The organism is Marinobacter sp. GH_1 (assembly GCF_048595985.1).
GTDB classification, from domain to species: domain Bacteria; phylum Pseudomonadota; class Gammaproteobacteria; order Pseudomonadales; family Oleiphilaceae; genus Marinobacter; species Marinobacter shengliensis.
This window is the reverse complement of the sequence record NZ_CP184460.1, coordinates 3594623-3620559: the sequence shown is the minus strand read 5'-3', so window position 1 is coordinate 3620559 and position 25937 is coordinate 3594623. Positions and strand designations below refer to the sequence as shown.

22 protein-coding genes and 1 tRNA gene are annotated in these 25937 nt (G+C 57.8%); 12 read left to right on the top strand and 11 right to left on the bottom strand.

Annotated elements, in window-relative coordinates:
* The first annotated feature begins 8 nt into the window (after window positions 1–8).
* The 10 genes from tpiA (at window position 9) to pnp (ending at window position 10328) form a co-directional block, all read left to right on the top strand.
* Entirely contained in the window at window positions 9–767 is a 759-nt protein-coding gene (tpiA, locus tag ACNSOI_RS16555; RefSeq protein ID WP_420194571.1) for a triose-phosphate isomerase, read from the top strand.
* 24 nt (window positions 768–791) lie between these two features.
* Window positions 792–1169 (top strand): preprotein translocase subunit SecG, encoded by a 378-nt coding sequence (gene secG, locus ACNSOI_RS16550; RefSeq protein WP_061330637.1) that lies wholly within the window; start codon window positions 792–794, stop codon window positions 1167–1169.
* Window positions 1170–1177: 8 nt separating this feature from the next.
* A tRNA-Leu gene (locus ACNSOI_RS16545) sits at window positions 1178–1262 on the top strand.
* A 315-nt stretch (window positions 1263–1577) separates the two neighbouring features.
* The gene (gene rimP / locus ACNSOI_RS16540) at window positions 1578–2039 is read left to right on the top strand and encodes a ribosome maturation factor RimP (protein WP_058092549.1); all 462 of its coding nucleotides are present in this window, start codon (window positions 1578–1580) and stop codon (window positions 2037–2039) included.
* 54 nt (window positions 2040–2093) lie between these two features.
* Window positions 2094–3587, top strand: coding sequence for a transcription termination factor NusA (gene nusA / locus ACNSOI_RS16535; protein WP_152439077.1), 1494 nt, complete (start codon window positions 2094–2096; stop codon window positions 3585–3587).
* Window positions 3588–3607: 20 nt separating this feature from the next.
* The gene (gene infB, locus ACNSOI_RS16530; protein ID WP_061330635.1) at window positions 3608–6145 is read left to right on the top strand and encodes a translation initiation factor IF-2; all 2538 of its coding nucleotides are present in this window, start codon (window positions 3608–3610) and stop codon (window positions 6143–6145) included.
* Entirely contained in the window at window positions 6145–6576 is a 432-nt protein-coding gene (gene rbfA, locus ACNSOI_RS16525) for a 30S ribosome-binding factor RbfA (RefSeq protein WP_061330634.1), read from the top strand. The genes infB and rbfA overlap by 1 nt, the downstream gene beginning before the upstream one ends.
* Entirely contained in the window at window positions 6573–7496 is a 924-nt protein-coding gene (gene truB, locus ACNSOI_RS16520; RefSeq protein ID WP_286920456.1) for a tRNA pseudouridine(55) synthase TruB, read from the top strand. Before rbfA ends, truB begins: the two co-directional genes overlap by 4 nt.
* Window positions 7497–7574: 78 nt before the next feature.
* Window positions 7575–7844 (top strand): 30S ribosomal protein S15, encoded by a 270-nt coding sequence (gene rpsO / locus ACNSOI_RS16515; RefSeq protein WP_058092554.1) that lies wholly within the window; start codon window positions 7575–7577, stop codon window positions 7842–7844.
* Window positions 7845–8213: 369 nt separating this feature from the next.
* On the top strand, window positions 8214–10328 hold the full coding sequence (pnp, locus tag ACNSOI_RS16510) for a polyribonucleotide nucleotidyltransferase (protein ID WP_286921902.1): 2115 nt from the start codon (window positions 8214–8216) through the stop codon (window positions 10326–10328).
* Between the two features lie 247 nt (window positions 10329–10575).
* On the opposite strand, the gene ACNSOI_RS16505 is transcribed toward pnp, so the two are convergent.
* From ACNSOI_RS16505 to ACNSOI_RS16465, 9 genes are all read right to left on the bottom strand, one after another.
* The gene (locus ACNSOI_RS16505; protein WP_420194570.1) at window positions 10576–11466 is read right to left on the bottom strand and encodes an alpha/beta hydrolase; all 891 of its coding nucleotides are present in this window, start codon (window positions 11464–11466) and stop codon (window positions 10576–10578) included.
* On the bottom strand, window positions 11436–13301 hold the full coding sequence (locus ACNSOI_RS16500; RefSeq protein WP_420194569.1) for a DUF4105 domain-containing protein: 1866 nt from the start codon (window positions 13299–13301) through the stop codon (window positions 11436–11438). Before ACNSOI_RS16500 ends, ACNSOI_RS16505 begins: the two co-directional genes overlap by 31 nt.
* A gap of 82 nt (window positions 13302–13383) precedes the next feature.
* Window positions 13384–13848, bottom strand: a complete 465-nt coding sequence (locus tag ACNSOI_RS16495; RefSeq protein WP_061330628.1) for a DUF3015 domain-containing protein — start codon at window positions 13846–13848, stop codon at window positions 13384–13386.
* 225 nt (window positions 13849–14073) lie between these two features.
* Window positions 14074–14775 (bottom strand): ABC transporter ATP-binding protein, encoded by a 702-nt coding sequence (locus ACNSOI_RS16490; protein WP_420194568.1) that lies wholly within the window; start codon window positions 14773–14775, stop codon window positions 14074–14076.
* A gap of 9 nt (window positions 14776–14784) precedes the next feature.
* A complete protein-coding gene (livG, locus tag ACNSOI_RS16485) occupies window positions 14785–15540 on the bottom strand; it encodes a high-affinity branched-chain amino acid ABC transporter ATP-binding protein LivG (RefSeq protein WP_420194567.1) in 756 nt (251 codons plus the stop codon).
* Between the two features lie 5 nt (window positions 15541–15545).
* A complete protein-coding gene (locus ACNSOI_RS16480) occupies window positions 15546–16817 on the bottom strand; it encodes a high-affinity branched-chain amino acid ABC transporter permease LivM (protein ID WP_420194566.1) in 1272 nt (423 codons plus the stop codon).
* The gene (gene livH, locus ACNSOI_RS16475) at window positions 16817–17740 is read right to left on the bottom strand and encodes a high-affinity branched-chain amino acid ABC transporter permease LivH (RefSeq protein ID WP_230715466.1); all 924 of its coding nucleotides are present in this window, start codon (window positions 17738–17740) and stop codon (window positions 16817–16819) included. The genes ACNSOI_RS16480 and livH overlap by 1 nt, the downstream gene beginning before the upstream one ends.
* A 159-nt stretch (window positions 17741–17899) precedes the next feature.
* The gene (locus tag ACNSOI_RS16470; RefSeq protein WP_106694137.1) at window positions 17900–19012 is read right to left on the bottom strand and encodes a branched-chain amino acid ABC transporter substrate-binding protein; all 1113 of its coding nucleotides are present in this window, start codon (window positions 19010–19012) and stop codon (window positions 17900–17902) included.
* 160 nt (window positions 19013–19172) lie between these two features.
* The gene (locus ACNSOI_RS16465) at window positions 19173–20030 is read right to left on the bottom strand and encodes a TPR end-of-group domain-containing protein (protein WP_420195731.1); all 858 of its coding nucleotides are present in this window, start codon (window positions 20028–20030) and stop codon (window positions 19173–19175) included.
* Window positions 20031–20284: 254 nt separating this feature from the next.
* On the opposite strand from ACNSOI_RS16465, the gene ACNSOI_RS16460 reads away from it, so the two are divergent.
* Window positions 20285–20779 (top strand): MarR family winged helix-turn-helix transcriptional regulator, encoded by a 495-nt coding sequence (locus ACNSOI_RS16460; RefSeq protein WP_106694135.1) that lies wholly within the window; start codon window positions 20285–20287, stop codon window positions 20777–20779.
* 183 nt (window positions 20780–20962) lie between these two features.
* Here ACNSOI_RS16460 and lon read toward each other — a convergent pair whose 3' ends face one another.
* On the bottom strand, window positions 20963–23413 hold the full coding sequence (lon, locus tag ACNSOI_RS16455; protein WP_420194565.1) for an endopeptidase La: 2451 nt from the start codon (window positions 23411–23413) through the stop codon (window positions 20963–20965).
* A gap of 187 nt (window positions 23414–23600) precedes the next feature.
* Window positions 23601–24695: a fatty acid desaturase gene (locus ACNSOI_RS16450; protein ID WP_420194564.1), complete on the bottom strand. Its 1095-nt coding sequence runs from the start codon at window positions 24693–24695 to the stop codon at window positions 23601–23603.
* A gap of 135 nt (window positions 24696–24830) precedes the next feature.
* Between ACNSOI_RS16450 and ACNSOI_RS16445 the strand changes: the two genes are divergently transcribed.
* Window positions 24831–25880 (top strand): AraC family transcriptional regulator, encoded by a 1050-nt coding sequence (locus ACNSOI_RS16445; RefSeq protein WP_420194563.1) that lies wholly within the window; start codon window positions 24831–24833, stop codon window positions 25878–25880.
* The last annotated feature ends 57 nt before the right edge of the window (window positions 25881–25937 follow it).

Genomic DNA, 25937 nt, shown 5'->3' with positions numbered 1-25937 from the left:
GATTTGGTATGCGTCGCAAGATCGTAGCTGGAAACTGGAAGATGAACGGGTCGAAAGACCTGGTGCAGCAGCTGGTCGGTCAGGTCCGCGAGCAGGTTGCCAGTCTTGATGCCAGAGTAGAGGTGGTTATCATACCTCCTGCCCTTTATGTTGACTCTGTGGTTGCGCTTTGTGGCTCTGAATTGGTTGCTGGCGTGCAGAACGTCAGTCAGTGGCAGTCAGGTGCCTACACTGGTGAAGTGTCCTCTGATATGGCGAAAGATCTGGGGTGTCAGTGCGCCCTGGTTGGTCATTCCGAGCGTCGCCAGTTGTTTGGTGAGTCCGACGAAGTGGTTGCCAGGAAGATCGAGCGTGTTCTGGCATCCGGGCTGACGGCAGTACTTTGCGTCGGTGAGACTCTGGAAGAACGCGATGCCGGTTCGGCTGAGCGGGTAGTGGCCAGCCAGGTTCAGCAAGGTCTGGCGTCGGTGGCTGGTGACCAGTGGTCGAGAATTGTGGTTGCCTACGAGCCGGTATGGGCGATAGGCACTGGAAAGACGGCGACTGCAGAAGATGCCCAGGCCATGCACGCGGATATTCGCCGGGTGCTTGCAGAGATGGGTGCGCCGTCTGAGACGATTTCAGTACTTTACGGCGGCAGTGTAAAAGCGGATAATGCGGCCGCTCTGTTTGCAGAGCCCGATATTGATGGCGGTCTTATAGGTGGTGCTTCCCTTAAGGCTGAAGATTTTGTAAGTATCTGCCGTGCGTTTCCGGTGGGTGCGTAAGCCAAAACGTTTACGAGAGTCTGTATGGATTGGATGGAAACACTGGTAGTCGTTGTTCACGTCGTGATCGCCGTGGCTCTGGTGGGTCTGGTCCTTATCCAGCAGGGTAAGGGTGCAGATGCCGGTGCTGCTTTCGGTGGCGGTGCGTCCCAGACCGTGTTCGGTAGTCAGGGTAGTGGCAGCTTTCTGACCCGTCTGACCACGTTTATGGCGGTTGTGTTTTTTGTGACAAGTTTTTCGCTGGCAATCTTCGCCAAGCAGCGTGCTGAAGTGGCAGGTGAGGCCGGTATTCCGACAGTTCAGGAATCCCGTCAGGCGCCAGCTGAAGCTGCGCCGGGTATCGAAGAATCTGCAGGTAGCGAAAGCGAGGGTGGGGAGTCTCAGCTCCCTGACCTCGAGTAAAGAATGTTGCCCGGGTGGTGAAACTGGTAGACACGCCATCTTGAGGGGGTGGTAGCGAAAGCTGTGCCGGTTCGAGTCCGGCCCCGGGCACCATATTTGAGTAAGACGGCTTGGAAGTTCCAGGCCGTTTTTTTTGGTCAGTCCTTGACCAGTCTGCGCGGCGTCTCTATACTCCGGCGGATATTGGACCTTGCAACGGCGTTGTAGTGTCCAGGCAGGCCAGGTGTCTGTCGGCAGAGGGCAGAGTTGGGTTAGCTTTCTGCGAATTCTTGCAACAAAAGGCCCCATTCATAGGGGCTTTTTGATTAAGGGGCCTGGCGCAAAGGGCCCTGGTGCATAAAAAGGGCTGATCAACAGCCCTTTTTTTGTTTTTGTAGTCCGAAAATCTGAATACGGAGGCGGCGACACTTGTCAGCCAAGCTTAAACAACTGGAAGACATTCTGCGCCCGGTAGTGGAAGGGCTCGGGTATGAATTCTGGGGTATCGAATACCGTTCCCGGGGCTATCAGTCCATGCTTCGGGTGTTTATTGATGATGCGGAAAATGGCATCAGCATTGAAGACTGCGAGAAAGTCAGCCGTCAGATAAGCGGCGTGATGGATGTGGAAGACCCCATCCAGAGTGAATACACCCTGGAGGTGTCGTCGCCGGGTATGGACCGGCCACTGTTTCGTCTCGAGCAGTATCAGGAATTCGTTGGCCATCAGGTTCAGATCAAGCTGCGCATGGCGTTTGAAGGCCGGCGCAAATTTACAGGCCTGATCAAAGGTATAGAGGGCGATGAAGTCATCGTGGTTGTTGATGACCACGAATACCTGTTGCCTTTTGACAGTATTGAGAAAGCCAACATCGTACCGGTTTTTGAATGACCCATTCGAACAAGACTGTGGATGCATCGATTATATTGAGGGCAGGGCAATCCAATGAGTAAAGAGATCTTGCTGGTAGTAGAATCCGTCTCGAACGAGAAAGGTGTCGAGAAAGACGTGATTTTCGAGGCGATCGAGCTGGCGCTCGCGACCGCTGCCAAGAAGCGTTATGAAGATGAAGAAGCGGACATCCGGGTTGCCATTGACCGCCGCACCGGAGAGTACGAGACCTTCCGCCGCTGGTTGGTGGTGGACAACGACGCCGTTCCAGCGCTGGGTACAGAGCTTACCTTCCAGGAAGCCGAAGAGATCAGTCCAGACCTGAAGCCGGGTGACATCCACGAAGAAAAAGTGGAATCAGTCGCCTTTGGACGTATCGGTGCCCAGGCTGCCAAGCAGATTATTTTCCAGAAGGTTCGCGAAGCTGAGCGCATGAAGATCGTCGACAGCTACCGCGACCGCGTTGGCGAGCTGGTTTCCGGAACGGTCAAGAAGGTGACACGGGACAACGTTATTGTGGATCTGGGTGGCAATGCCGAAGCACTTCTGCCCCGTGAGCATCTGATTCCCCGGGAAACCTTCCGCATGGGCGACCGCGTGCGTTCCCTGTTGCTGGAGATTCGCACCGATCATCGGGGCCCGCAGCTGATCCTGAGCCGTACCGACGCGCAGATGCTGATTGAGCTGTTCCGCATTGAAGTGCCGGAGATTGCTGAGGACCTGATTGAGATCCGTGGTGCAGCCCGTGATCCCGGCTCCCGTGCCAAGATTGCCGTGAAGACCAACGATCGCCGTATTGATCCCGTGGGTGCCTGCGTGGGCATGCGGGGCTCTCGGGTCCAGGCCGTGTCCAACGAACTGGGCGGCGAGCGTGTTGATATTGTGCTGTGGGACGACAACCCGGCCCAGTTGGTCATCAACGCCATGGCGCCGGCCGAGGTTGCCTCCATTGTGATGGATGAAGACCGCCACACCATGGACGTTGCCGTCGCCGAAGACAATCTGGCCCAGGCCATCGGCCGTAACGGCCAGAACGTTCGTCTGGCCACTGAGCTGACCGGCTGGACTTTGAACGTAATGACCGAGGAAGAAGCCGGCGAGCGCCAGGAGCAGGAATACTCTCGCCTGGTTGAGCACTTTACCGCGCACCTGGACGTTGACGAGGAATTTGCCGGTGTCCTGATCGACGAAGGCTTTACCTCGATTGAGGAAGTGGCGTACGTGCCGATGGAAGAAATGCTGGCCATCGATGGCTTTGACGAGGAAACCGTCACAGAGCTGCGCCGTCGTGCCAAAGACGTCCTGTTAAACCAGGCGCTGGCGAGTGAAGAAGCCTTGGAGGGCGCAGAGCCCGCCGAAGATCTTCTCAACATGGAAGGCATGGACCGTTCACTGGCGTTCAAACTCGCCGGTATGGGCGTGCGTACGATGGAAGATCTGGCTGAGCAGTCAATTGACGAACTGCTCGAAATTGAAGGTATGGATGAAGAGCGTGCTGGTCAGCTGATCATGACCGCGCGTGCCCCCTGGTTTGAAGACCAGGCCTGATTCGGGAGAGGAGGACCAGTATGGCTGATGTAACGGTAAAACAACTGGCCGCAGATGTAGGCGCTCCCGTGGATCGTTTGCTGAAGCAGATCGTGGAAGCGGGCCTGAAAGCCCGCAGTGAGAACGACGCTGTCACCAGTGATGAGAAGCAGCAGTTGCTGACCTATCTGAGAAAGACCCACGGTGAAGCTCAGGCAGAGCCGAACAAGATCACCCTGAAGCGTAAAACCACCACCACGCTCAAGGCCGGCAAGGCCAAGACCGTGAACGTGGAAGTGCGCAAGCGCCGCACCTATATCAAGCGTGCGGAACTGCAGCCGGAACCAGAGGTTGAAGCACCGAAGCCGGAAGAGGTAGCGGAACAGCCTGTGGCTGAATCCCCGGTGGTCGATGAAGCACCAAAAGTGGCTGCAGAGCAGCAGGAACAGCCAGCAGAAACCGCCGCTCCATCAGAGCCGGCGGCGGCTGAGCCTGTTCAGGAAGAAAAGTCCGAACCCGAACTGGAAACAGCGCCGGAGGACATTCCCATGCCTCCGCCTGAAGACGAAGGTCGGGATCGCAAGCCAAAGAAAAAGAAAGAAAAGGTACGCGAGCGCGGCGACGATATCGAAGAAGGCAAGCCGAAGAAGAAGCAGGCTGGCCATCGCGGCCCTCGCAGCCGTCCGGTTGAAGAACCGCTGGTTATTTCCGAAGACGAGGAAGAAAGCCTTCCTCGTAAGCAGCTGCGGGCTAAAAAGAAACCGAAAGAAAAGCGTCATGCTTTCGAGAGGCCAACCAAGCCCATGGTTAGAGAAGTACAGATTCCGGAAACCATCACCGTCGGTGATCTTGCCCAGCGCATGGCTGTCAAAGCCGCTGATGTCATTAAAACCCTGATGGGAATGGGCGTAATGGCCACGATCAATCAGGCGCTCGATCAGGAAACTGCGGTTCTGGTGACTGAAGAGCTGGGCCACAAGCCCAAGGCAGTCAGCGAAGATGCCTTTGAAGAAGAAGTGCTGAGCGAGATTACCGAGCTGCACGAAGGCAAAGAAAAGATCAAGCGCGCCCCGGTAGTGAGCGTGATGGGTCACGTTGACCATGGTAAGACATCCCTGCTGGATTATATTCGTCGCACCAAGGTTGCGGCTGGAGAATCCGGTGGTATCACCCAGCACATCGGTGCTTACCACGTAGAAACGGATCACGGTATGGTGTCTTTCCTGGATACCCCGGGCCACGCAGCCTTTACCGCCATGCGTGCACGCGGTGCCCAGTGTACGGATATCGTAATCCTGGTTGTGGCCGCAGATGACGGCGTTATGCCGCAAACCAAGGAAGCGGTTCAGCACGCACGCTCTGCTGGTGTGCCGCTGGTGGTCGCCATCAACAAGATGGACAAGGAAGAGGCCGATCCGGACCGCATCAAGAACGAACTGTCCGCACTGGATGTGATTCCGGAAGACTGGGGCGGCGATGTACAGTTTGTGCCTGTGTCGGCTCATACCGGTCTTGGCATTGATGATCTGCTGGAAGCCGTCCTGCTGCAGGCCGAGATTCTGGAACTTGAAGCGTCACCGGATGCCTCCGCCCGTGGTGTGGTTGTTGAATCCAGCCTGGAGCGTGGTCGGGGTTCTGTTGCGACCGTTCTGGTTCAGAACGGCACCCTGCGCCAGGGCGACATGGTCGTGGCTGGCTCATTCTACGGCAAGGTTCGGGCGATGACCGACGAAGCCGGCAAGCAGGTCAAGGAAGCTGGCCCGTCCATTCCGGTCGAGATCCTTGGCCTGAACGGCACACCGGATGCGGGTGATGAGTTCTTCGCCGTGGCTGATGAGAAGAAGGCCAAAGAACTGGCCGAATTCCGCCAGACCCGCGAGCGCGAGCAGCGCCTGCAGCGCCAGCAGGCCGCCAAGCTGGAGAATATGTTTGAGAACATGGGTAAAGACGAAGTCAAAACCCTTAACGTTGTTCTCAAGACCGACGTTCGTGGTTCCCTGGAGGCCATCACCAAGGCCCTGCAGGACCTGGGTAACGAGGAAGTTCAGGTCAAGATTGTCTCGTCTGGTGTCGGCGGTATTGCCGAGACAGACGTGAGCCTGGCCATGGCCACTAACGCGGTTATCTTCGGTTTCAACGTGCGTGCGGATACCGCTTCCAAGCGCCTGGTGGAGCAGGAAGGTCTGGATCTGCGCTACTACAGCATCATCTATAACCTGATTGATGATGTTAAGTCCGCCCTGACTGGTATGCTCAAGCCAGAATTCCGGGAAGACATCGTGGGTATCGCCGATGTACGGGACGTGTTCCGTTCACCGAAGTTTGGCCAGGTGGCCGGCTGTATGGTGACCGAGGGTACCGTATACCGTAACAAGCCGATCCGCGTACTGCGTGACAACGTGGTTATCTTCGAGGGCGAGCTGGAATCCCTGCGTCGCTTCAAGGATGACGTACCGGAAGTCCGCAACGGTATGGAGTGTGGTATCGGTGTTAAAGGCTACGACGTGAAAGTGGGCGATCAGATCGAGGTGTTCGATCGCGTTCGCGTAGAGCGTCAGCTCGAATCAACGGGGGCCTGATGGCGCGGGAATACAGTCGCATAGATCGTATCGGCGATCAGATGCAACGTGAACTGGCCCAACTCATCCAGCGCGAGGTCAAAGACCCTCGCGTTGGCATGGTCACGGTGAATGCCGTCAAGGTCAGCCGTGATCTGGGCTATGCCGATATTTACGTTTCCCTGTTGTCGACCGAAGAGCTTACCGAGCAATCTCCGGAAGTTCAGGATTCCCTGGCGGTGCTCAACAAGGCCTCGGGATTCCTGCGAGGTCAGGTCGGGCGGGCGATGAAGCTGCGGGTGGTACCCCACCTGCGTTTCCACTTCGACAGCCTGCTTAACCAGAGTCGCAAGATGGACCGTCTGATTCGGGAAGCCGTGGGGGATCAGCCCGCTGTTCCTCGCGATGATAACGACGATCCGGTTTCTGATAATCCGGAGCGTGATGCTTGAGCCGAAGACGTAAAGGCCGTGACGTAAATGGCATCCTGGTGATCGACAAGCCCCAGGGTGTCACCTCCAACGGGATTCTGCAGCAGATCAAGCGCCTGTATGGGGCGGCCAAGGCCGGCCATACCGGTGCCCTTGATCCACTTGCTACTGGTGTTTTGCCGCTGTGTTTTGGCGAAGCCACCAAGTTTTCCCAGACCATGCTCGACAGTGACAAGGCGTATATCACTACCGCGCGGTTGGGCATACGGACAGAAACCGGTGATAGCGAAGGCGCAGTGGTTGAAGAAAAACCGGTGCCAGCGTTGACCGAAGCCCAGGTGGAAGCGGTGTTAGAGCGGTTTCGGGGCGATATCCAGCAGGTACCGTCGATGTATTCCGCGCTGAAGCACAAAGGCCGGCCACTGTACGAGTATGCCCGCGAAGGCATTGAGATCGAGCGCCCGGCGCGTCCTGTCACCATCTACGAGTTGACCCTGTTGGCGGTTCGCGAGCAGGAGCTTGACTTGGCGGTGACCTGTACCAAGGGTACGTATATACGCTCACTGGTTGAAGATATTGGTGCGGTACTTGGGTGCGGTGCCCATGTCAGTGCACTTCGGCGTACCCTGGCCTCTGGCTACACGCTGGAAAATGCTCACGATGTCAAAGACCTGGAAGCCATGCGTGAGCGCGGTGAGAGCCTGGACGGCTTGCTGCTGCCGCCGGAAAGCGCGCTGACGATGTTTCCCGAGTACCGGCTTTCTGGCTCGGCACTGGTATCGATATTGAACGGACAACCGGTTAGAATACCGGGTCAGTCCCTTGAAGGCTTCGTGCGTGTCTACGGCGATCGTAACTTCGTGGGATTGGCAGAAGCTATGCCGGAGGGCGATGACACCAAACTGGTGCCGCGCCGTCTGGTGAAGAACAGTGGCGGGTAACACCGCCGCTGATTAGCCGGGCTGTAGAGATGCGCGGTTCGGCCGGATTTATCAGCATCGCAAACCATGAGGTGTAATATGGCACTGTCTGCCAATGAGAAAGCTCAGATCGTTAAGGATTTTCAGCAAGTTGAAGGCGATACCGGTTCTCCTGAAGTTCAGGTTGCACTGCTGAGCGCCAACATCAACAAGCTGCAGGATCACTTCAAGGCCAACAAGCAGGATCACCATTCCCGCCGCGGCCTGATCCGGATGGTAAACCAGCGTCGTAAGCTGCTGGACTACCTCAAGCGTAAAAACGCTGACCGTTACCTGGAGCTCATCCAGCGCTTGGGTCTGCGTCGCTAATCCGGTTTAGCGACCTGAAGGCTGGCCCGGGGTTGCCCGGGTTCAGCCGCGCTTCTCTCCCACTGTCTGTGTGTACCCGCTCAGGGGATGCCAGACGGTGTTTATGCTGCAGTTGATTTGTCAGTGAAACCGAAGGATTTTCTCTGTCTAATGGAAAGCCGATATTGATAGCAGGTTGTTGAAAAGCCCGGGAGCCGCAGACAGTTGGCCGCTCGCCACACCGGGGTTTTGCAACAGCCTGTTAGCTTTCAGACGGGTTGCCTTTCGGTTCACAGATCAGACTGCTGCGGTGGTAAAGAAAACCTGGCGAGGGTGAGTGTCACCCGGCCAGGTATTAACCGTTGAAAAGAGCAGGAGTTTATTGTGGATCTGCAACCACGTAAGAAAACGTTTGAAATGGGTGGCGAAACCTTCACCCTGGAAACGGGTCGTGTTGCCCGTCAGGCAACCGGTTCCGTTCTCGTGTCTACCGGCGATACCGCTGTGCTGGGTACCGTTGTCGGCGCCAAAGAAGCCAAGCCTGGTCAGCCTTTCTTCCCGCTGACCGTTAACTACTTCGAGAAGACTTACGCGGCCGGCAAAATCCCCGGTGGTTTCTTCAAGCGCGAAGGCCGTCCGTCCGAGAAAGAGACGCTGACTTCCCGCCTGATCGACCGTCCGATCCGCCCGCTGTTCCCTAATGGCTACATGAACGAAGTACAGGTTATCTGTACCGTCATGTCTGCCAGCAAGAACCACGATCCTGACATCGCGGCGATGCTGGCGGCCTCTGCTGCGCTGGCGATCTCCGGTATCCCGTTCGATGGTCCTATCGGTGCCGCCCGTGTTGGTTTCACCAACGATAAAGGCTACTTCCTGAACCCCACCTTTGAAGAGCTGGCCAGCTCTGATCTGGACATGGTGGTTGCCGGTACCGAAGACGCCGTACTGATGGTTGAGTCCGAGGCCAAAGGCCTGACCGAAGACCAGATGCTGGGTGGCGTACTGTTCGGCCATCAGGAAATGCAGGCGGCCATTACCGCCATCAAGGAATTTGCCGCTGAACACGGCAAGCCGCGCTGGGAGTGGCAGCCTGAAGCCGAAAACACCGAGCTTCTGAATGCCATCAAATCCGAATTCGGTGGTGCCATCGAAGAAGCTTACGCCGTGCGCGACAAGATGGCTCGCTACGAGCGTCTGGGCGAGATCAAGGCTGCCGCCGTTGAAAAACTGGCCGGTGAAGAAGAAGGTCAGCCTTCTGAAGAACTGGTGAAGAAGTATTTCGGCAAGGTTGAGAAGTCTGTGGTTCGCCAGCAGGTTATCGATGGCAAGCCGCGTATCGACGGCCGTGACAACAAGACTGTACGCCCGATCGAAGTGGAAGTTGGCATTCTGCCGTCTGTTCACGGTTCTGCCCTGTTCACCCGTGGTGAAACTCAGGCCATCGTAACCGCCACTCTGGGTACCACCCGTGATGTGCAGATCATTGATGCACTGGAAGGCGAGCGCAAAGACCCGTTCCTGTTCCACTATAACTTCCCTCCGTATTCCGTAGGTGAAGCCGGCCGCGTTGGTACTCCGGGCCGTCGTGAAGTGGGTCATGGTCGTCTGGCCAAGCGTGGTGTTCTGGCGGTTATGCCGACCATTGAAGAGTTCCCGTATGCCATTCGTGCGGTTTCCGAGATCACCGAATCCAACGGTTCCAGCTCCATGGCTTCCGTGTGTGGTTCTTCTCTGGCACTGATGGACGCGGGTGTTCCGGTCAAGGCACCGGTGGCTGGTATCGCCATGGGTCTGGTCAAGGAAGGTGACAAGTTCGCCGTTCTGACTGACATCCTGGGTGACGAAGACCACCTGGGCGATATGGACTTCAAGGTTGCCGGTACCAAAGAGGGCGTTACCGCCCTGCAAATGGATATCAAGATCCAGGGCATCACCGACGAGATCATGGAAATCGCCCTTGAGCAGGCCCACGCTGCGCGTCTGCACATCCTGGACGAGATGAACAAGGTGATCTCCACGCCGCGTGCCGAGCTGTCTGAGCGTGCACCGAGCATCACCACCATCAAGATCCATCCGGACAAGATCCGTGACGTTATCGGTAAGGGCGGTTCTGTGATCCGTTCTATCTGTGACGAGACCGGTGCGTCTATTGACCTGGACGACGATGGCAATGTGAAGATCTATGCCGATAACGCAGCAGCCGCACAAGCCGCCGTGAATCGGGTGAAGGAAATCACCGCCGAGATCGAAGTGGGCGCAATCTACAAGGGCCGCGTTGAGCGCATTGTGGACTTCGGTGCCTTCGTTAACATCCTGCCTGGCAAGGATGGTCTGGTGCACATTTCCCAGATCTCCGAGCGCCGTATCGAGAACGTGACTGACGAGCTGAGCGAAGGTCAGGAAGTTCTGGTGAAGGTGCTGGATGTGGACAACCGTGGTCGCGTTAAGCTGTCCATGAAGGAAGTTAAGGAAGGCGAGCAGCCGACTGACTTCGCTGACTGATTTTCAGTTAGTCAGTAGTGAGAAAACCCGCCTTATGGCGGGTTTTCTCGTTTCTGGGCCTCGGACTATGGTGCCCTGCAGGGGTTGGGAGAGCCTTTTCAAAAGACGCTACGAGCACTTCCCTGTGCGCTTCGTTCGGGCCATCCATGGCCCTCAAGACTTTTGAAAAGGCTCTCCCAACCCCTGCTTAAACATTGTTCGGGGAGTCTCGTGTCTTTTCGTCCGTGAGTGTCCGTGTCGTCCGTGGCTAAAAAGCCCCGTCCATGAACTCCAGTACCGCCTCCCGATACGCCGGAAGAACAAACGTCGCGCCATGGGGTGTGTCGGTCCTCAGGAAGTCTTTGGGCTGTTCTGCGGCTTCATACAGTCGCATGCCGTGGTGGAACGGGATAATGCCGTCACGGGCGCTGTGGATGATTTTGACGGGGACCGGGGCGATGTTGGCGATGCGGTCTACACCTTCATAGTCGTCGGTGATGCTCCAGCTCAGGGGGATCTGAAACGGCCAGGTGAGCCAGAACTCACCGAGTTTTTCACGGGCGATCAGGCGGAAGCCGGAGAAGGTGCCGTCGAGGATCACGCCGCTGAGCTGGGGTTGTTCGCTGCGTTGCACCCATTCACTGGCCAGGGCGATGCCGAGGCCGCCGCCGAGGCTTTGGCCGAGGAGGAACAGGGGATGGTTGTTTTCGGGGTGGCGGTCGGCGAGCCAGCGCAGGCCGGTTTCGGTGTCATGCAGGGCGCCTTCTATGTCTGGCGCGCCGGTGGATTGGCCGTAGCCCCGGTAGTCTATGGCAAATACGTTGTAGCCTTGCTCCGGCAGCCAGGCGACGTTGAGGATGTGGGCGCTGACGTTCTGGGCGTTGCCGTGCAGGTAATAGACCGTGCCTTTGGCGGGTTCTTCTGTGAGGGCGGGCAGCCACCAGCCGTGGAGGGTTTCGCCATCGGCGGTGTCCAGGTAGATGTCTTCATACTCCAGGTTCAGGCGGTCCGGGGTGATGTAGGTTACCTTGTCCGGGTAGAAGAACACGCTGCTGCAGCCGGTTTGCAGCAGAGCGAGCAAGGCCAGCAGGGTGAGTGTTGCCGGCCGCTTGTCCAGCCTGGAGAGCGTCAGAAATACGCGTGAATGCCAGCCTGCCATATGCTTTGGTACCTGTTGAAGTGATCTTCCCGGGTGAATTCGGCAAACAGGCTGAATTCCCGGCCTATGTGCAGATTGCCTTTAACGTACAGCTGGTCTTGCCGGTGTTGGCTGCTGATGATCCAGGCCTTGGTTTTGGCGCCGGCCAGAAGGCTGAACCGGTTGTTCTGGTGCAGCAGGCCCAGGTCAGCGCCCGGGGCGAAGTCGTAGCCGCGGCGGATGTCATCGTCGATTTCCAGGTCGGCGGTGGCGACGGCGAAGGCCTGGGTGTTGTAGTTCAGGCTCCAGCTTCCACCGGCACCGCCCTCCAGGTAGGGCGTGAGCACTCGCTGTGTGCCGGTGTCTGTGCGCCGCCCGCCGAAGCCTACCTGCCAGGAAATGGGAGAGAAGAACTGGTTGCGAGGGCTCAGGGATCGGATCTCCACACCCACAATCTGTTCCACCTGCAGTTCGTCATTGTCATGGTAGAGCCGCGCGTCCAGCCGCAGGAACTGTAGCTGGGCACCGGAGCGATAACCTTCTGGCGGGTCCAGTACGTCATGGTAGGCGGGGCGCAGGGTGAGCTGGGTGAATTCGGCGTGGTCCAGTTGGCCACTGCCGAGGCTTACCCGAAAAGTGTCGTGGCCCTGGTCGTCGCGAACCACGGGCTCCGGGACAGCAGGTATCTCCTGCGCGTCGTCTATCCGGCTGCGTGAAATCAGTAGCTGATGCGACAGGGGGGCGGAAAATTCCCTTGGCCAGCCACGGGCTTCGCTTTGATAGCGCACGTAATCGTAGGTGGCGTCCAGTACCCAGGCTCTTTCCTGTGTCGAGAGCTGTTGCATCTCAGGGCCATTCACCTGCACGTAACCATTGGCGATGGCTGCGGCCAGGGTTTGATGGTCACGGGGCAGGGTATCGAGGCTGTGGCTAACAGCTGTGGCGGCCGAAGGCCGGTAATGAATGCTTTCTACAAGGTCTGCATCCCGAACCCAGCGTACTGTGTCGGATGGGATTGCGTGAGTGCTTACTTCTCCCAGCAGGTTGGTGCCCGGGCGCGCGGCATCAATCAGTGCCAGCAGGCGATAGGCGCAGTTCTCGTCAAAGAAGTAGTAATCGAAGTTTTTGTCCTGAATCTCCCAGGTGTGGGCCAGCATGGTGTCTACTTCCGGCTGGGTCAGGTTCAGGGTGTACTCCCACAGGTCCCGGTGTTCGATGTCGTTATACAGCCGGATCATCTCGTAATAGGGCCGGATGGACGTAATTCCGGGATAGCCGCCGAAAATTCCCCGATAGGCGAATAGCAGCTCGCTGTCGTGCTCGGCGGCGTCCGCTGCGTAAGAAATGGTATTGGCCAGCAGCAGGTCGGCTTCTTCATCTTCCTGGGGTGGGTCCAGTCGCAGGAAGGTGTGGCCGAACATGGACGATGGGCTGTTCAGATACGAGGCGGCGAATACCAATGTGACCTTCTCGGTGTTCAGTTCGGCCGCCCACTCGTCATAAGCGGGGCAAACGACAGGATCAGCGGGCAGGTCGAGCTGTTCCCGAAGCCAGGCATCCCGGGCCGGAAAACGGCATCGGGCGTGATCGTCGCCTTCGCCGGGTTGCTGGATTGCGGCAAGGGTCGCCTCCAGCTCTTCCCTGGGTGAGGTTTTGCCGTTCTCGCTCAGAAAAAACGCAGAGTCGTCTGCCTGACTGGTGTAGCCGGCGCCAAATCGATCAGGCTGGTAGTGACCAAGGGTCAGCCATACCGGGTGCTGGTGAAGTTCATCGGGTGCAACGGCAAGGGCGGCCTGGGCCGAGAGTGAGCATGCAAGCCACAGAGCGGCCTGCCGGGGGCGCAAGATGTTACCCATAGGGGAGATCAGAGTCCGGATTGCGATTGGGTGCAGGAGGGCGCCATCCGTGGCGCCGCGTCAATCCTTTGGGAATGCGTTATTACGCAGCCACGTACTTGCTCAGAGACTCGTTCTGCTCGAGCAGGGAAACGATAGCATCTACCGCTTCACCAGAGGTGGTGTCAGAGTTCGGGAAAATACTGGCGAAGTTGTCTTGCAGCACTTTGCGGAAGGCCTCACGGTCAGCCGCGTCTACACCCAGCAGTACCGCCAGGGTTTCCAGATTTTCACCGGAGCCACGGGACATGTCACGGGCAACCTTGTCGATGTTGCTGTCCATGTACATGGCCATGGACTGAACAGACTGGTTAGTCTGGCAGCCGAGGGTACCGGTAGTCATACCGAAAGTCTGGTTACCGAAGGTTCCGTTGGTGGTGGCGGCCAGTACGTGCGGCGCAACGCCGGACTGTCCTTTCCAGATCATGGCGCCTACGCCACAGCCAGGCTGAGCGAATGCCATGGAGGAAGCACCAAGAAGAATTGCACCTGCGATCAGTTTTTTCATTATCCACTCCTTTATGTGGTTTTTTGCTTTCGTCGCATACCCTGCAACCTGTAAGTCCTGAATCGGCTGCAAGCTAACGGCCCCGATATGGTTACCGGTGATTGGTGTGACCGTTGGGTTCAGTATAGATGAAAACCCGTGTTTGGGAAGAATACAAACTGACGGATCAAAGGGTTATTGATATCTGTCACTTCGAATTCTGTCGTTGTCGGCGGCGGGTAACGATCACCCGCCCAGATAAGCCTCCCGCACCTCCGGATTGGCCAACAGGTTTTTACCTGTATCGTGCAGCCGAATGCGCCCGGTTTCCAGCACATAACCCCGGTCGGCCAGGTTCAGGGCCTGGTGGGCGTTCTGTTCTACCAGGAACACGGTGATGCCTTCCTCCCGAAGGTGGCCGATGATCTCGAATATCTGTTTGATGATGATCGGCGCCAGGCCCAGTGACGGCTCATCCAGGATGATCATCCGGGGTTTGCTCATCAGTGCCCGGCCGATGGCCAGCATTTGTTGCTCGCCGCCAGACATAGTGCCGGCCCGCTGGTGTTCCCGCTCTTTCAGGCGGGGGAACAGCTCGTACACGTGATCCTGGCTTTTACGGATCTCGGCCTTGGTGTTGAAGAACCCACCCATGGCCAGGTTCTCTTCCACGGTCAGCCCGGAGAAGACCCTCCGGCCCTCAGGCACGATAGCGATACCGGAGCGCATGATATTGGAGGTGGCTTCATTGGTAATATCCCGGCCTTCCAGGATCACCCGCCCGGCGCTGGCCTGCGGGCTGCCGCACACCGTCATCAGCAGGGTGGTTTTGCCTGCGCCATTGGCTCCGATGAGGGAGACAATTTCGCCCTTGTTAACTTCCACAGACACCCCGTGCAAGGCCTCGATCTTGCCATAGTGGGTATGAACATTTTCCAGTACCAGCATAGTGTTTCCTCAGGCCTCGCCCAGATAGGCTTTGATCACATCGTCGTTCTGGCGGACTTCTGCCGGGGTGCCGCTGGCCAGGGGGCGGCCTTGGTTGATGACGGTTATCCGGTCGGAAATGTCCATCACCAGGCTCATGTCGTGCTCGATCAGCAGTACCGACACGTTGTAGTCGGACTTCAGGCTGACAATCAGCTGGTTGAGGTCTTTGGTTTCTGCCGGGTTCAGGCCGGCGGCCGGTTCGTCCAGCATCAGCAGCTTGGGTTCGGTCACCATGCAGCGGGCAATCTCCAGGCGCCGTTGCTGGCCGTAGGCCAGATTGCCGGCATCCCGGTTGGCAAGATCAAGCAGGCCCACCCGCTCCAGCCAGTAGGCTGCCCGGTCCAGGGATTTCTGCTCCCGTGATCGGTAGTTGGGGGTTTTAATCAGTCCGGACAGCAGGTTGGTGTTCAGGTGCCGGTGCTGGGCCACCAGCAGGTTTTCCACCACGGTCATTTTGTTGAACAGGCGAACGTGCTGAAAGGTCCGCACCATGCCCAGCCGCGAGATTTTGTAGTCGGGCTTGCCTTGCACCTCTTTGCCTTCGAACAGGATCTTGCCACCACTGGGTTTGTAGAACCCACTGATGCAGTTAAACACCGTGGTTTTGCCGGCACCGTTTGGCCCGATGATGGAAACGATTTCGTGTTCCTGCACATCCAGGCTGACCTGATCGACTGCCAGCAGGCCGCCGAAGCGCATGGACAGATTTTTTACATCCAGCATGTCTGTCACTCCTGCCGTTTCAGTTCAATGTGAATCCGACGCATGGGCATCAGGCCCTGTGGCCGCCACACCATCATCAACACCATGGCTGCACCGAACACCAGCATACGGTAGTCGGCAAACTCACGGGCCAGTTCCGGCAGTATGGTGACCGCAATGGCGGCGAGTATGACGCCGATTTGCGAGCCCATACCGCCGAGCACCACAATGGCCAGAATGATGGCGGATTCCAGGAACACGAACGACTCCGGGCTGATAAAGCCCTGCTTGGAGGCAAACACGGTGCCGGCAAAGCCGGCAAAGAACGCGCCAATGGTGAACGCCGAGAGCTTTACTGCGGTGCGGCTGAGGCCCAGTGAGCGGGCGGCAATTTCATCTTCCCGCAGGGCTTCCCAGGCGCGGCCCACTGGCATGCGCATCAGGCGGCGAATCACCAGAGCGGTAATCACCGCCAGTACCAGGGCTATCAGGTACAGGAAAATCACCTTGTGCTCGCCGCTGTAGGCAATGCCAAAGGTTTCGTGGAACGAGGTATTGCCTTCTTCCTTAACGCGCCGGCCGAATTCCATACCGAACAGAGTGGGCTCGGGAATGCCACCGATACCATTTGGGCCGCCGGTGATGGAGGTCCAGTTATTCAGCAGAATCCGGATAATTTCCCCGAAACCAAGGGTCACGATGGCCAGGTAATCGCCCCGCAATCGCAGTACGGGAAAACCCAGTACCAGGCCGAACAGGGCGGCGAGCAGGGCACCGATGGGCAGGGCCATCCAGAACGAAATGCCCATGTACTGGGACAGCAGGGCAAAAGTATAGGCACCCACGGCGTAGAAAGCGACGTAGCCAAGATCGAGTAGCCCGGCCAGGCCAACGACCACGTTCAAGCCCAGCGCCAGCATGACGTAGATCAGCACCAGCGTTGCCAGATCCACCGAGCCCCTGGACACGAAGAACGGCCAGAACAGGGCCAGCACAATGATGCCGGTCAGCGCCCAGGATTCCAGTTTTACCCGCTTGGCCTGGGGCATGGGTTCACGACCTGACAGTGGGTTCAGTGCCGGCAGTTTGCCGAGATTTCCCCTGATGGTGTCGCGATACAGCTGGAAGAAAAACACAATGGCGGCGGCTACGAACACCGAAATAATGGTGCTGGCATCAGCGCCTTCAAGGCCGACCCGGGTGCCCCGGGCCACCAGGTTAAGGCCCAGGATGGGGAAGGCGATGACCATGGTGACCACCGCGCAGAACAAGGCATGTTTGAAGTTGTGTGCTGCCATCAGATCTTCTCAACCTCTGGTTTGCCCAGCAGTCCGGTGGGTTTGAACAGCAGGATCAGGATCAACAGGCTGAACGACACCACATCTTTGTATTCACCACTGAGGTAGCCGGACGTCATGCTTTCTGCCACCCCCAGAATCAGGCCGCCAAGCATGGCGCCGGGAATGCTGCCGATGCCGCCGAGCACCGCCGCAGTAAAGGCTTTCAGGCCGGCGATAAAACCGAACAACGGGTCAACCGAGCCGTAGTACATGCCCAACAGCAGGCCAGCCACCGCCGCCAGTGCGGCGCCGATCACGAAGGTGGCGGAGATGATGCGGTTGGTATCAATGCCCAGCAGGTTGGCCATGCCCAGATCCTGGGATACGGCCCGGCAGGCGCGGCCGATGCGCGAACGGGCAATAAATAGCGAAAGGATGGTCATGCAGACCAGGGTGGTGATGAAGATGGTGATCTGCATGTAGGAAATCGACAGCTGGAAGCCTTCGCCTGTACCAAAACGGAAACTGCCATCAATCAGCGCCGGGAAGCCAATGTTGCGGGAACCCTGCGCCAGGTGCACGTAGTTCTGCAGGAAGATAGACATGCCGATGGCGGAGATCAGTGGAATCAGCCGGTGCCGGCCGCGCACTGGCCGGTAGGCTACCCTTTCCACCGCCCAGCCCATGGAGCTGGATACGATCATGGCGCAGATCAGCGCGACGATCAGCACCAGTGGTAACCAGGCGATGCCCAGGGTGGCGAGGCCAGTGATGGCGATCAGCGCGGTGTAGGCACCGATCATGTAGATCTCACCATGGGCGAAGTTGATCATGCCGATGATGCCGTAAACCATCGTATAGCCGATGGCGATCAGGGCATAGGTGCTGCCGATCGTCAGCCCGTTAATGAGCTGCTGTGAGAAATAAAGGAGGTCTTGCATCTGTGTGGAACTCCGAATGCCTGCTGCCCGCACTCCTTGTCCCTTTGACGGGTTGGTCGCCTGGTCGCAAAGCGGGTCAGCAGAAGCCCAGAAAAACACCTTCCCCCGGGTTACGGCGGGAAGGTGTTCTCATAATGACCGTCTGTAAACGATGTTGGCTCAGTTGACCGGAGTCTTGCTGCCGTCAGAGTGCCATTCGTAGACGACAAACTCGAAGGACTCCATATCGCCCGCCTGGTTGTACTGAACGGTACCGATGGGCGTTTCGAAAGTGCCGGAGCGCAGGGCCTTGGCCACTTCAAACGGATCTTTGGTGCCGGCCTGTTCGATGCCGTCGGCAACCAGCTGAACAGCAGTATAGGAGGTGAGAACAAATGGGCCGGATGGGTCTTCACCCTTGTCAGCGAAGGCGGCTACCAGATCCTGGTTCTCTTCTTTCTCGTCAAAGCTGGGCGGCAGGGTAACCAGCAGGCCTTCGGCGGCTTCGCCGGCAATGGTGTTGATGTCTTTGTTGCCAACGCCTTCAGGCCCCATGAACTTCGCGTTCACGTCTGCCTGGCGTGCCTGGCGAAGGATCAAACCAAGCTCCGGGTGGTAGCCGCCGTAGTAGACGAAATCCACGTTGGCCTGTTTGATCTTGGTAACCAGTGACGAGAAGTCTTTGTCACCGGCGGTGATACCTTCAAACATGGCCACTTCCACACCGGCATTGCGCAGGGTGTCTCGTACCGCAGTAGCAATGCCCTCACCATACTGCTGTTTGTCGTGGATGACGGCGACCTTATTCGGGTTCTGGCTGACGATGTACTCACCGGCGACCGGTCCCTGCATGCTGTCCAGGCCGATGGTACGGAATACCAACTCATAACCACGCTGGGTAATTTCCGGGCTGGTCGAGGCCGGGGTAATCATCAGTATGCCTTCGTCTTCATAGATATCAGACGCCGGCTGGGTAGAGCTGGAACACAGGTGACCCACCACGTATTGAACGCCCTGGTTGACCAGGCGGTTGGCAACGGTGACGGCCTGCTTGGGGTCGCACACGTCATCTACCTCTACGCCTACCAGTTGTTCGCCCATAACGCCGCCGGCAGCATTGATGCGTTCAATGGCCATGCGGGCGCCAGAAAACTGCATATCACCATACTGGGCAACGGGGCCGGTCATCGGGCCGGCAATACCGATTCGGATTTCAGCGGCGGCCTGGCCGGCGGCCATCAGGGCAACAGAAGCGCCTACAGCGGTAGCGAGTTTCTTAACGGACATTTTCATCGTGATGTTCCTGTTTGTCAGGGTTATTGTTATGTTCTCAGAGACTTTAACAAACACCACAGCCAGCTGCTTGTCAAGCAGATCGGGCCAGGGTTTGCTCTGGAACACAGCGTCGCTTTCTCCGTTTGGATTAGCAAGCTCTGTGCCGGTCTCTGTGATGTTATGCGTCCGTGCTGTCGTCCTGATCGGTGAAGACCAGAGTCCTGTAACTTTCGTGATCGTGCAGTGGCTCGAAACTGGGGTCGACGGAGGCATCGTCCCGGTAGGCTTCTGAGATGTCGATGGCCTTTTCCAGGGTGCTGACGGCGTCTTCCCAGCGGCCAATCTCGGCGTAGGCGCAGGCCAGTTGGTAATGGGCATGGCCGTTATCCGGAGCCAGCTTCAGTGCCCGTTGGCACAAGCTGATGGCCCAGAGAGGTTCGCGCATTTCCAGCACGGCATCGGCTTTGTAGCTCAGGGCTTCCACATCATCAGGGCGCAGGTCCAGAATCTGGTCGTAGGCGGCGATCTTGTTCTGCTGGGAGGTTTCCTGACTTGCCTTCAACCAGAGCGCGTGCACCTCGTTGGTGCGCTCAATCTCGGCCTGGTTCTGATGGATGATCTCGGACTTCTGCTGCAGTTGCTCTTCAATGGCCTTCAGGCGCTGTTCGTACTCCACCACCAGTTCGTTCACACGTTTCTCGGCCAGGCTGGTGAGCTGGTTGCGCATGTCGCGGATCGAGTTCCAGCCAATCACCACCAGAATGGAGGTGGCGCCGGCAATCAGGTAGAAGAAGTAGGTGACCGTGTCGGTGGCGTAGGACATGGTTTTGTCGGCAACCGACAATTCCTTGTCGACCACTTTTTCAATTAACTCGGCCCGGGTGTTCTGCATCTCCTGCCGCAATGCTTTCACCTCATCCAGCAGGTAGCGCTCCACGAATGGATTGTACAGGGGGCTTTCCAATTCATCGATTCGCTCTTCAACGTCTTCGTCCGTCACTTGCTGGGCCGACTCAGCCGGTTGCTGTTGGGCCATGGAGGCGCTGGCGAAAGTGATGGCAAAAACGAGTGTGAGGAAAAACCTGATCATCAACCGTTATCCGTTTTCGGGTGAGTGGCAAGCTGATGACCATAGCATAATGGCCACCAGAAAAAATGCCGCATACCTGGTGCGCGGCATGCTGAGCAATATAGGACGTAAGCTAGGTGATAATGCCCACTTGCAATTACCAGTGCAAAGACCTCTAATTATTAGAGGTATAAACAACGCGTTGATTCTGGAGCAGTGGTGTGAACAATTACGAGCAGGTGTTGGTGGCGCTTCGGCGGGTTATCCGGGCGACCGATCTTCATTCCAAGCGGTTGAGCAAGCACGCCGGGCTGACAGGGCCACAGCTGTTGATCATGCGCACTATCCGGGACCTCGGAGAGGTGACGATTGGCACCATCGCCGAAAATGTCAGTCTTAGTCAGGCCACCGTAACCACCATCCTGGACCGCCTGGAGCTGCGCAAACTGGTGTACCGGGTGCGCAGCACCCAGGACAAACGCAAAGTACACGCGCACCTGACCGAAGAAGGCGCCGAGATACTCGCCCGCGCCCCCAACCCGCTGCAGGAAGACTTTATTGCCAAGTTCCAGAGCCTGGCCGAATGGGAGCAGACCATGATCCTGGCCTCATTGCAGCGAGTAGCGAACATGATGGATGCCGACGACATTGATGCCTCACCGGTGCTGACCGTTGGATCTGTGCTCAAGGATGATGGCTGGAAGGAAAAAGCCTGACTGGGGCTTGTCCTAAGGGTCTGTCCCCGAATGGGGACTGACCCATTTTGGACCCATGGGTTTGAGTTTGGCTAGGGGTCTGTCCCCGAATGGGGACTGACCCATCTTGGACCCATGGGTTCTAGTTGGGTGCTTTAGACGGGCAAAAGTGGGTCAGTCCCCGTTCGGGGACAGACCCTATTGCTAATGCACACTAGACCCCTGCCTGGGCTTATTCCCAAAACACACCTGAAACACATCGTTGTAGTGCTTGGCGAAATTCACCGATATCCCTTCCTTCAGGTACTCCGGCAATTCCTCATAATCCCCGCGGTTTGCTTCCGGCAGTATCAGGTTATTGATCTTCTGCCGCCGCGCCGCGATCACCTTCTCCCGAATACCACCCACCGGCAACACCTGCCCGGTTAGTGTCAGCTCTCCGGTCATGGCGATGTTCTGCTGCGGGGCTTCTTTGCGGGCGATGGAGAGCAGGGCGGTGGCCATAGTCACACCGGCACTGGGGCCATCTTTCGGAGTGGCGCCTTCGGGTACGTGCAGGTGCACGAAGGATTTATCGAAGAAGGTCGGGTCGCCCTTGTAGCGTTTCAGGTTGGAGGAGACGTAACTGTAGGCGATTTCCGCCGATTCCTTCATCACATCCCCCAGTTGCCCGGTGAGCTTGAAGCCCCGCTGGCTGCTGTGGATGCGGGAGGCTTCGATGCTCAGGGTGGCGCCGCCCATGGCGGTCCAGGCCAGGCCGGTGACCACGCCGGTGCCCTTCATGGATTTCTCTTTGCGGAACGCGGGCTGTCCCAGATAGTCCTGCAGGTCTGCAACGCCGACTTTCACCGGCTTGTCCGGGTTTTCCAGCAGTTTTACGATGCCTTTGCGGATGATCTTGTGCAGTAGCTTTTCCAGGTTCCGCACGCCTGCTTCCCGGGCATAGCCTTCGATCACCTGACGGAGCGCGGCATCGGTAATATTGAGCTGTTTCTTCAGCAGGCCCGCCCGTTTCAGCAGCCGCGGCATCAGGTGGTGCTTGGCGATGGCCAGTTTTTCTTCGCCGATGTAGCCGGACAGGCGAATCACATCCATCCGGTCCAGCAGCGGCCGGGGAATGGTGTCCAGCTGGTTGGCGGTACACACAAACAATACCTTGGACAGGTCCATGCGCACGTCCAGGTAGTGGTCCAGGAATTCCTTGTTCTGTTCCGGGTCCAGGGTTTCCAGCAGGGCAGAGGCCGGGTCACCCTGATAGGAACTGCCGATCTTGTCGATCTCATCCAGCATGATCACCGGGTTGGCCACCTTGCTGTCTTTCAGGGCTTGAACGAACTTGCCGGGCATGGCGCCGATGTAGGTGCGGCGGTGGCCCTTGATCTCGGCTTCATCGCGCATGCCGCCCACGCTGAAACGGTAGAACTCCCGACCAAGAGCATCGGCCACCGAGCGGCCGATGGAGGTTTTGCCCACCCCCGGCGGGCCGACCAGCAGCAGTATGGAACCACTCACTTCGCCCTTGAAGGTACCTTCAGCCAGGAACTCGATGATACGGTCTTTTACATCGTCCAGACCGTCGTGGTCCCGATCGAGGATGCGACGGGCTTCGGCCAGGTCAAAATGGTCTTCGGAATGCACACCCCAGGGCACCTGGGTAATCCAGTCGAGGTAATTGCGGGTAACGCCATACTCCGGCGAGCCCTGTTCCAGTACCTGCAGTTTCTGGAGTTCATCTTTGAATCGCTCCTGCACGGCTTCCGGCGGGTTCAGTTTGGCCATTCGCTCTTCGAAGCGTTCCACGTCCGCCGTCTTGTCATCCTTGGCAATGCCCAGCTCCCGCTGGATGACTTTCAGCTGCTCGCGCAGGAAGAATTCGCGCTGGTGCTTCTGCACCTTCTCGTTCACTTCCTCGTTGATCTCGGATTGCAGGCGGGCCACCTCCAGCTCTTTTCGCATGAGCAGCAGGACTTTCTCCATGCGCCGGAGCAGGGGGACGGTATCCAGTACATCCTGCAATTCCCGGCCCGGGGCGCTGGTCATCGAGGCGCCGAAATCCGCCAGCGGCGAGCTGTCTTCCGGGCCAAAGCGGGACAGATACTGCTTCACCTCCTCGCCATACAGCGGGTTGGTGCGCAGCAGCTCCTTGATGGCGCTGATAATAGCGAGGGTGTAGGCCTTGAGTTCATCCGCCGGCTCCTCCGGCTCCTCCGGGTATTCCACTTCCACCAGGTAGGGTGGGCGGCGGCGCAGCCACTGAACGATTCGGAACCGCTGCATGCCCTGGGCAATAAACTGAACCTTGCCGCCTTCGCTCTGGGCGTGGTGAACCTTCACCGCACACCCCATGGTTTCCAGCTCATCGCTGGCGGGAATACCGGTGTCGGATTCCGGATCTTCCACAAAGCAGATGCCCAGAACCTTGTGGTCGGTTTCGCCCACCCGCTTCAGGGTTTCCTGCCAGGGGTCCTGGTTCACCACCACGGGCTGCACCTGGGCCGGAAAGAACGGCCGGTTCGACACCGGCAACACATACATACGCCGCGGCCTGGCCTGTTGAGGCAAGACCAGGCTTTTGCTGTTCTCGTCTTTGCCGATGTACTCGGTCACATCTTCTTCAAATTCTTCCAGGGAGTCTTTGCGGTTCTCGTCATTCATACCGTTTGCTCTCAAGGCTGAGTGGTTAAAGACCTATGTAACGGCATTGGCGGGATTTTCAAGTTGCGGCAAGGCGGATGGTATCGGGGGTGGCCGGCGTTTGAATGTGAGGTATTGCGGAGAGGAGAGGCTCAGGGCCACATCTGGAGGGTGTGGCCCTGAGCTTTAATGCTATCGGTTTCGACGATCAGGCCGCGCGGGTTTCGCTGCTGACGCTCTGTTTGTAGAAGCGATTGCCCCGGAAAAACGTACCGTAGTCGTTAAACCGCACACCCATTTCTTTCATCACTTTATGGGCCGTCGGTGCAGTCCACTGGCGGATGTAAAACGGCTCGCGTACGGCGAAATGGTGAATGGCATGGGTGCTGCCAAAGTTGAAGCAGAACAGCTGCATCGGAACCAGCCACCAGGGGTTCAGAACCTGGCATTGCTGCATCACGTTGCGGGCTTCAACATCTCCATAGTAGTGGATGTTGGAGCTGATGAAGTGCAGGCAGAAGGTGCGCAGGAATGATGGCAGCATGTAGACCACGGCAAAGGTATTCAGAACCCCAAGCACGCTGGCGAATTCACTGGTCAGGGTAATCGGCGAGCCCAGCGCCTGTGCCGAGAACAGCACCACATGGATGGCAATCCAGCCATGAAACAACAGGTAGTAGAGGTTGCCCAGGGGCGCATAGGCCAGCAGTTGCTGGAGTCTCATTTTCTGAACCTCGCCCCTGGATTCCGGCTTCTGGGAGCGGATATAGGCTTTCACTGCACGCACTGTGGTCCGTGGGCGCAGCAGCACCGCCATCATGTTGTCACCGGTCATCAGTAGCCGTCGCAGTCCCCAGCGCTCACCGTTGGTGATGCCGCGCTCCTCCAGATCGCTTTCGGTACCACTGTACTTGTGGTGGTGCAGGTGCAGATTGCGGCGTACGAACGGGCTGACGGTGCTTGCCCGTGCCAGCCAGCCAACGGCCAGCATCAGATTGTTTGCCCAGGGGCGGTTTTTGAAGTACATGAGGTGGATCAGATCGTGTTCCAGCTCATGGATAAAGGAAGCGAAAATGGCGGTCACGGGAACGCACAGCCACCAGGGAATGATGTCCATAACATACAGCGTGCCGCTGGCAATCATACCCAACAGCGATACCACCATAATGGAGGCGCCAATCAGATTCTGGTGCTTCTCAAGCCAAGGGTGCCGGCGGCGTAGGGCACGGCCCTCCTCCAGTACAGTCTTGCGAATGTGATCGGTTTTCTCGGCGTCGGTCATGGTGCTTGGATCTAAAGACATGGTTTGACCCTTTTAACGGGGGTTATCGGCATCCAGGTACCTGATCCTGGCATCTTCAGTTGCTATTGTGGGCGAGGTGGTGCCCGAACCGGGTATGATCAGACGACAAAAAACGATCATTAGACGACAACGACAATGACAACAGTTTCTATCGTTTCCAGCCAACCGACCGTTCCGGGCACCTACGTACTGCTGCTGATCGATGTGGCCGAACGTTGGAGCATATCGGCAGACAAACTGCTGGCGGGGGAAGGCCTGCAGCCGGAAGACTGTTTGCGCAGTGGTTTCCGGTTGCCCAGAGACAGCTTCGCCAACTTGATAGAGCGGGCGATCAGCCTGACGGGGGAGCCGGGTATCGGATTTTTGCTCGGCCTGCAGATGCGGGTGTCCTGCCACGGGATCATTGGCCAGGCCGCGATGGTCGCGCGCACTCTGGGAGAGGCTTTGGAGATTGCCAGGGCCTACTTTGATATGCCCTCTTCGGACCTTCAGTTGCGCATTGAGCGTGAGGCAGGGCATGAGGGCGACATGGTGCGGCTTAGCCTGGGGGAACGAGATGAACGCTATCGGCTGAGCGAAGTCGGCGCACAGTTTCTGCTGACCGGGTTTGCCGCCATGGCGGAAGCCCTGACCGGCCGCAAGCTTAAAGGCGAGGGCGTGATCCGGTTCCCCCGCCCTTCCTACATGGAGCGCTATGACCATCTGGTTGCCGGCAAGCTTCATTTCGACGGAGCCTTCAACGGTTTTATCTTTGATGCGTCGATTCTTGAGTATCCATTGGTGATGTCAGACCCTGTCGCCGCCCGGATTGCCCGGGAGCAGTGCAAGGAAGAGCTGGGCCGGTTGGGTGGAGGGCGTTCGCTGGTTCAGCAGGTGCGAGACCTGGTGTTTGACGAAGAGTTGGGTTTCGCGTCTATGGAAGAGGTGGCGGAGAAACTGAATATCACCCCGCGCACGCTGCAGCGCCGTTTGCAGGCTGAAGGCGTGGTTTTTCGCCAGCTGGTGGAGAGCATTCGCCAGCACCATGCGGAGCGGCTGTTGTTGCTCAATCAGAAAAGTATTGGAGAGGTGTCTGACTTGCTGGGCTACTCTGACGTTACCAACTTCAGCCGGGCCTTCCGGCGCTGGGCAGGGTGTTCGCCTCGGGACTACCTGAAACAACGTGTGGCGGGCCAGCAGCCATGAGCCGTGTGCGCCCGGCTTGAATTTTCGTTGCCCGACCCCATTACCGATCGTAATCCA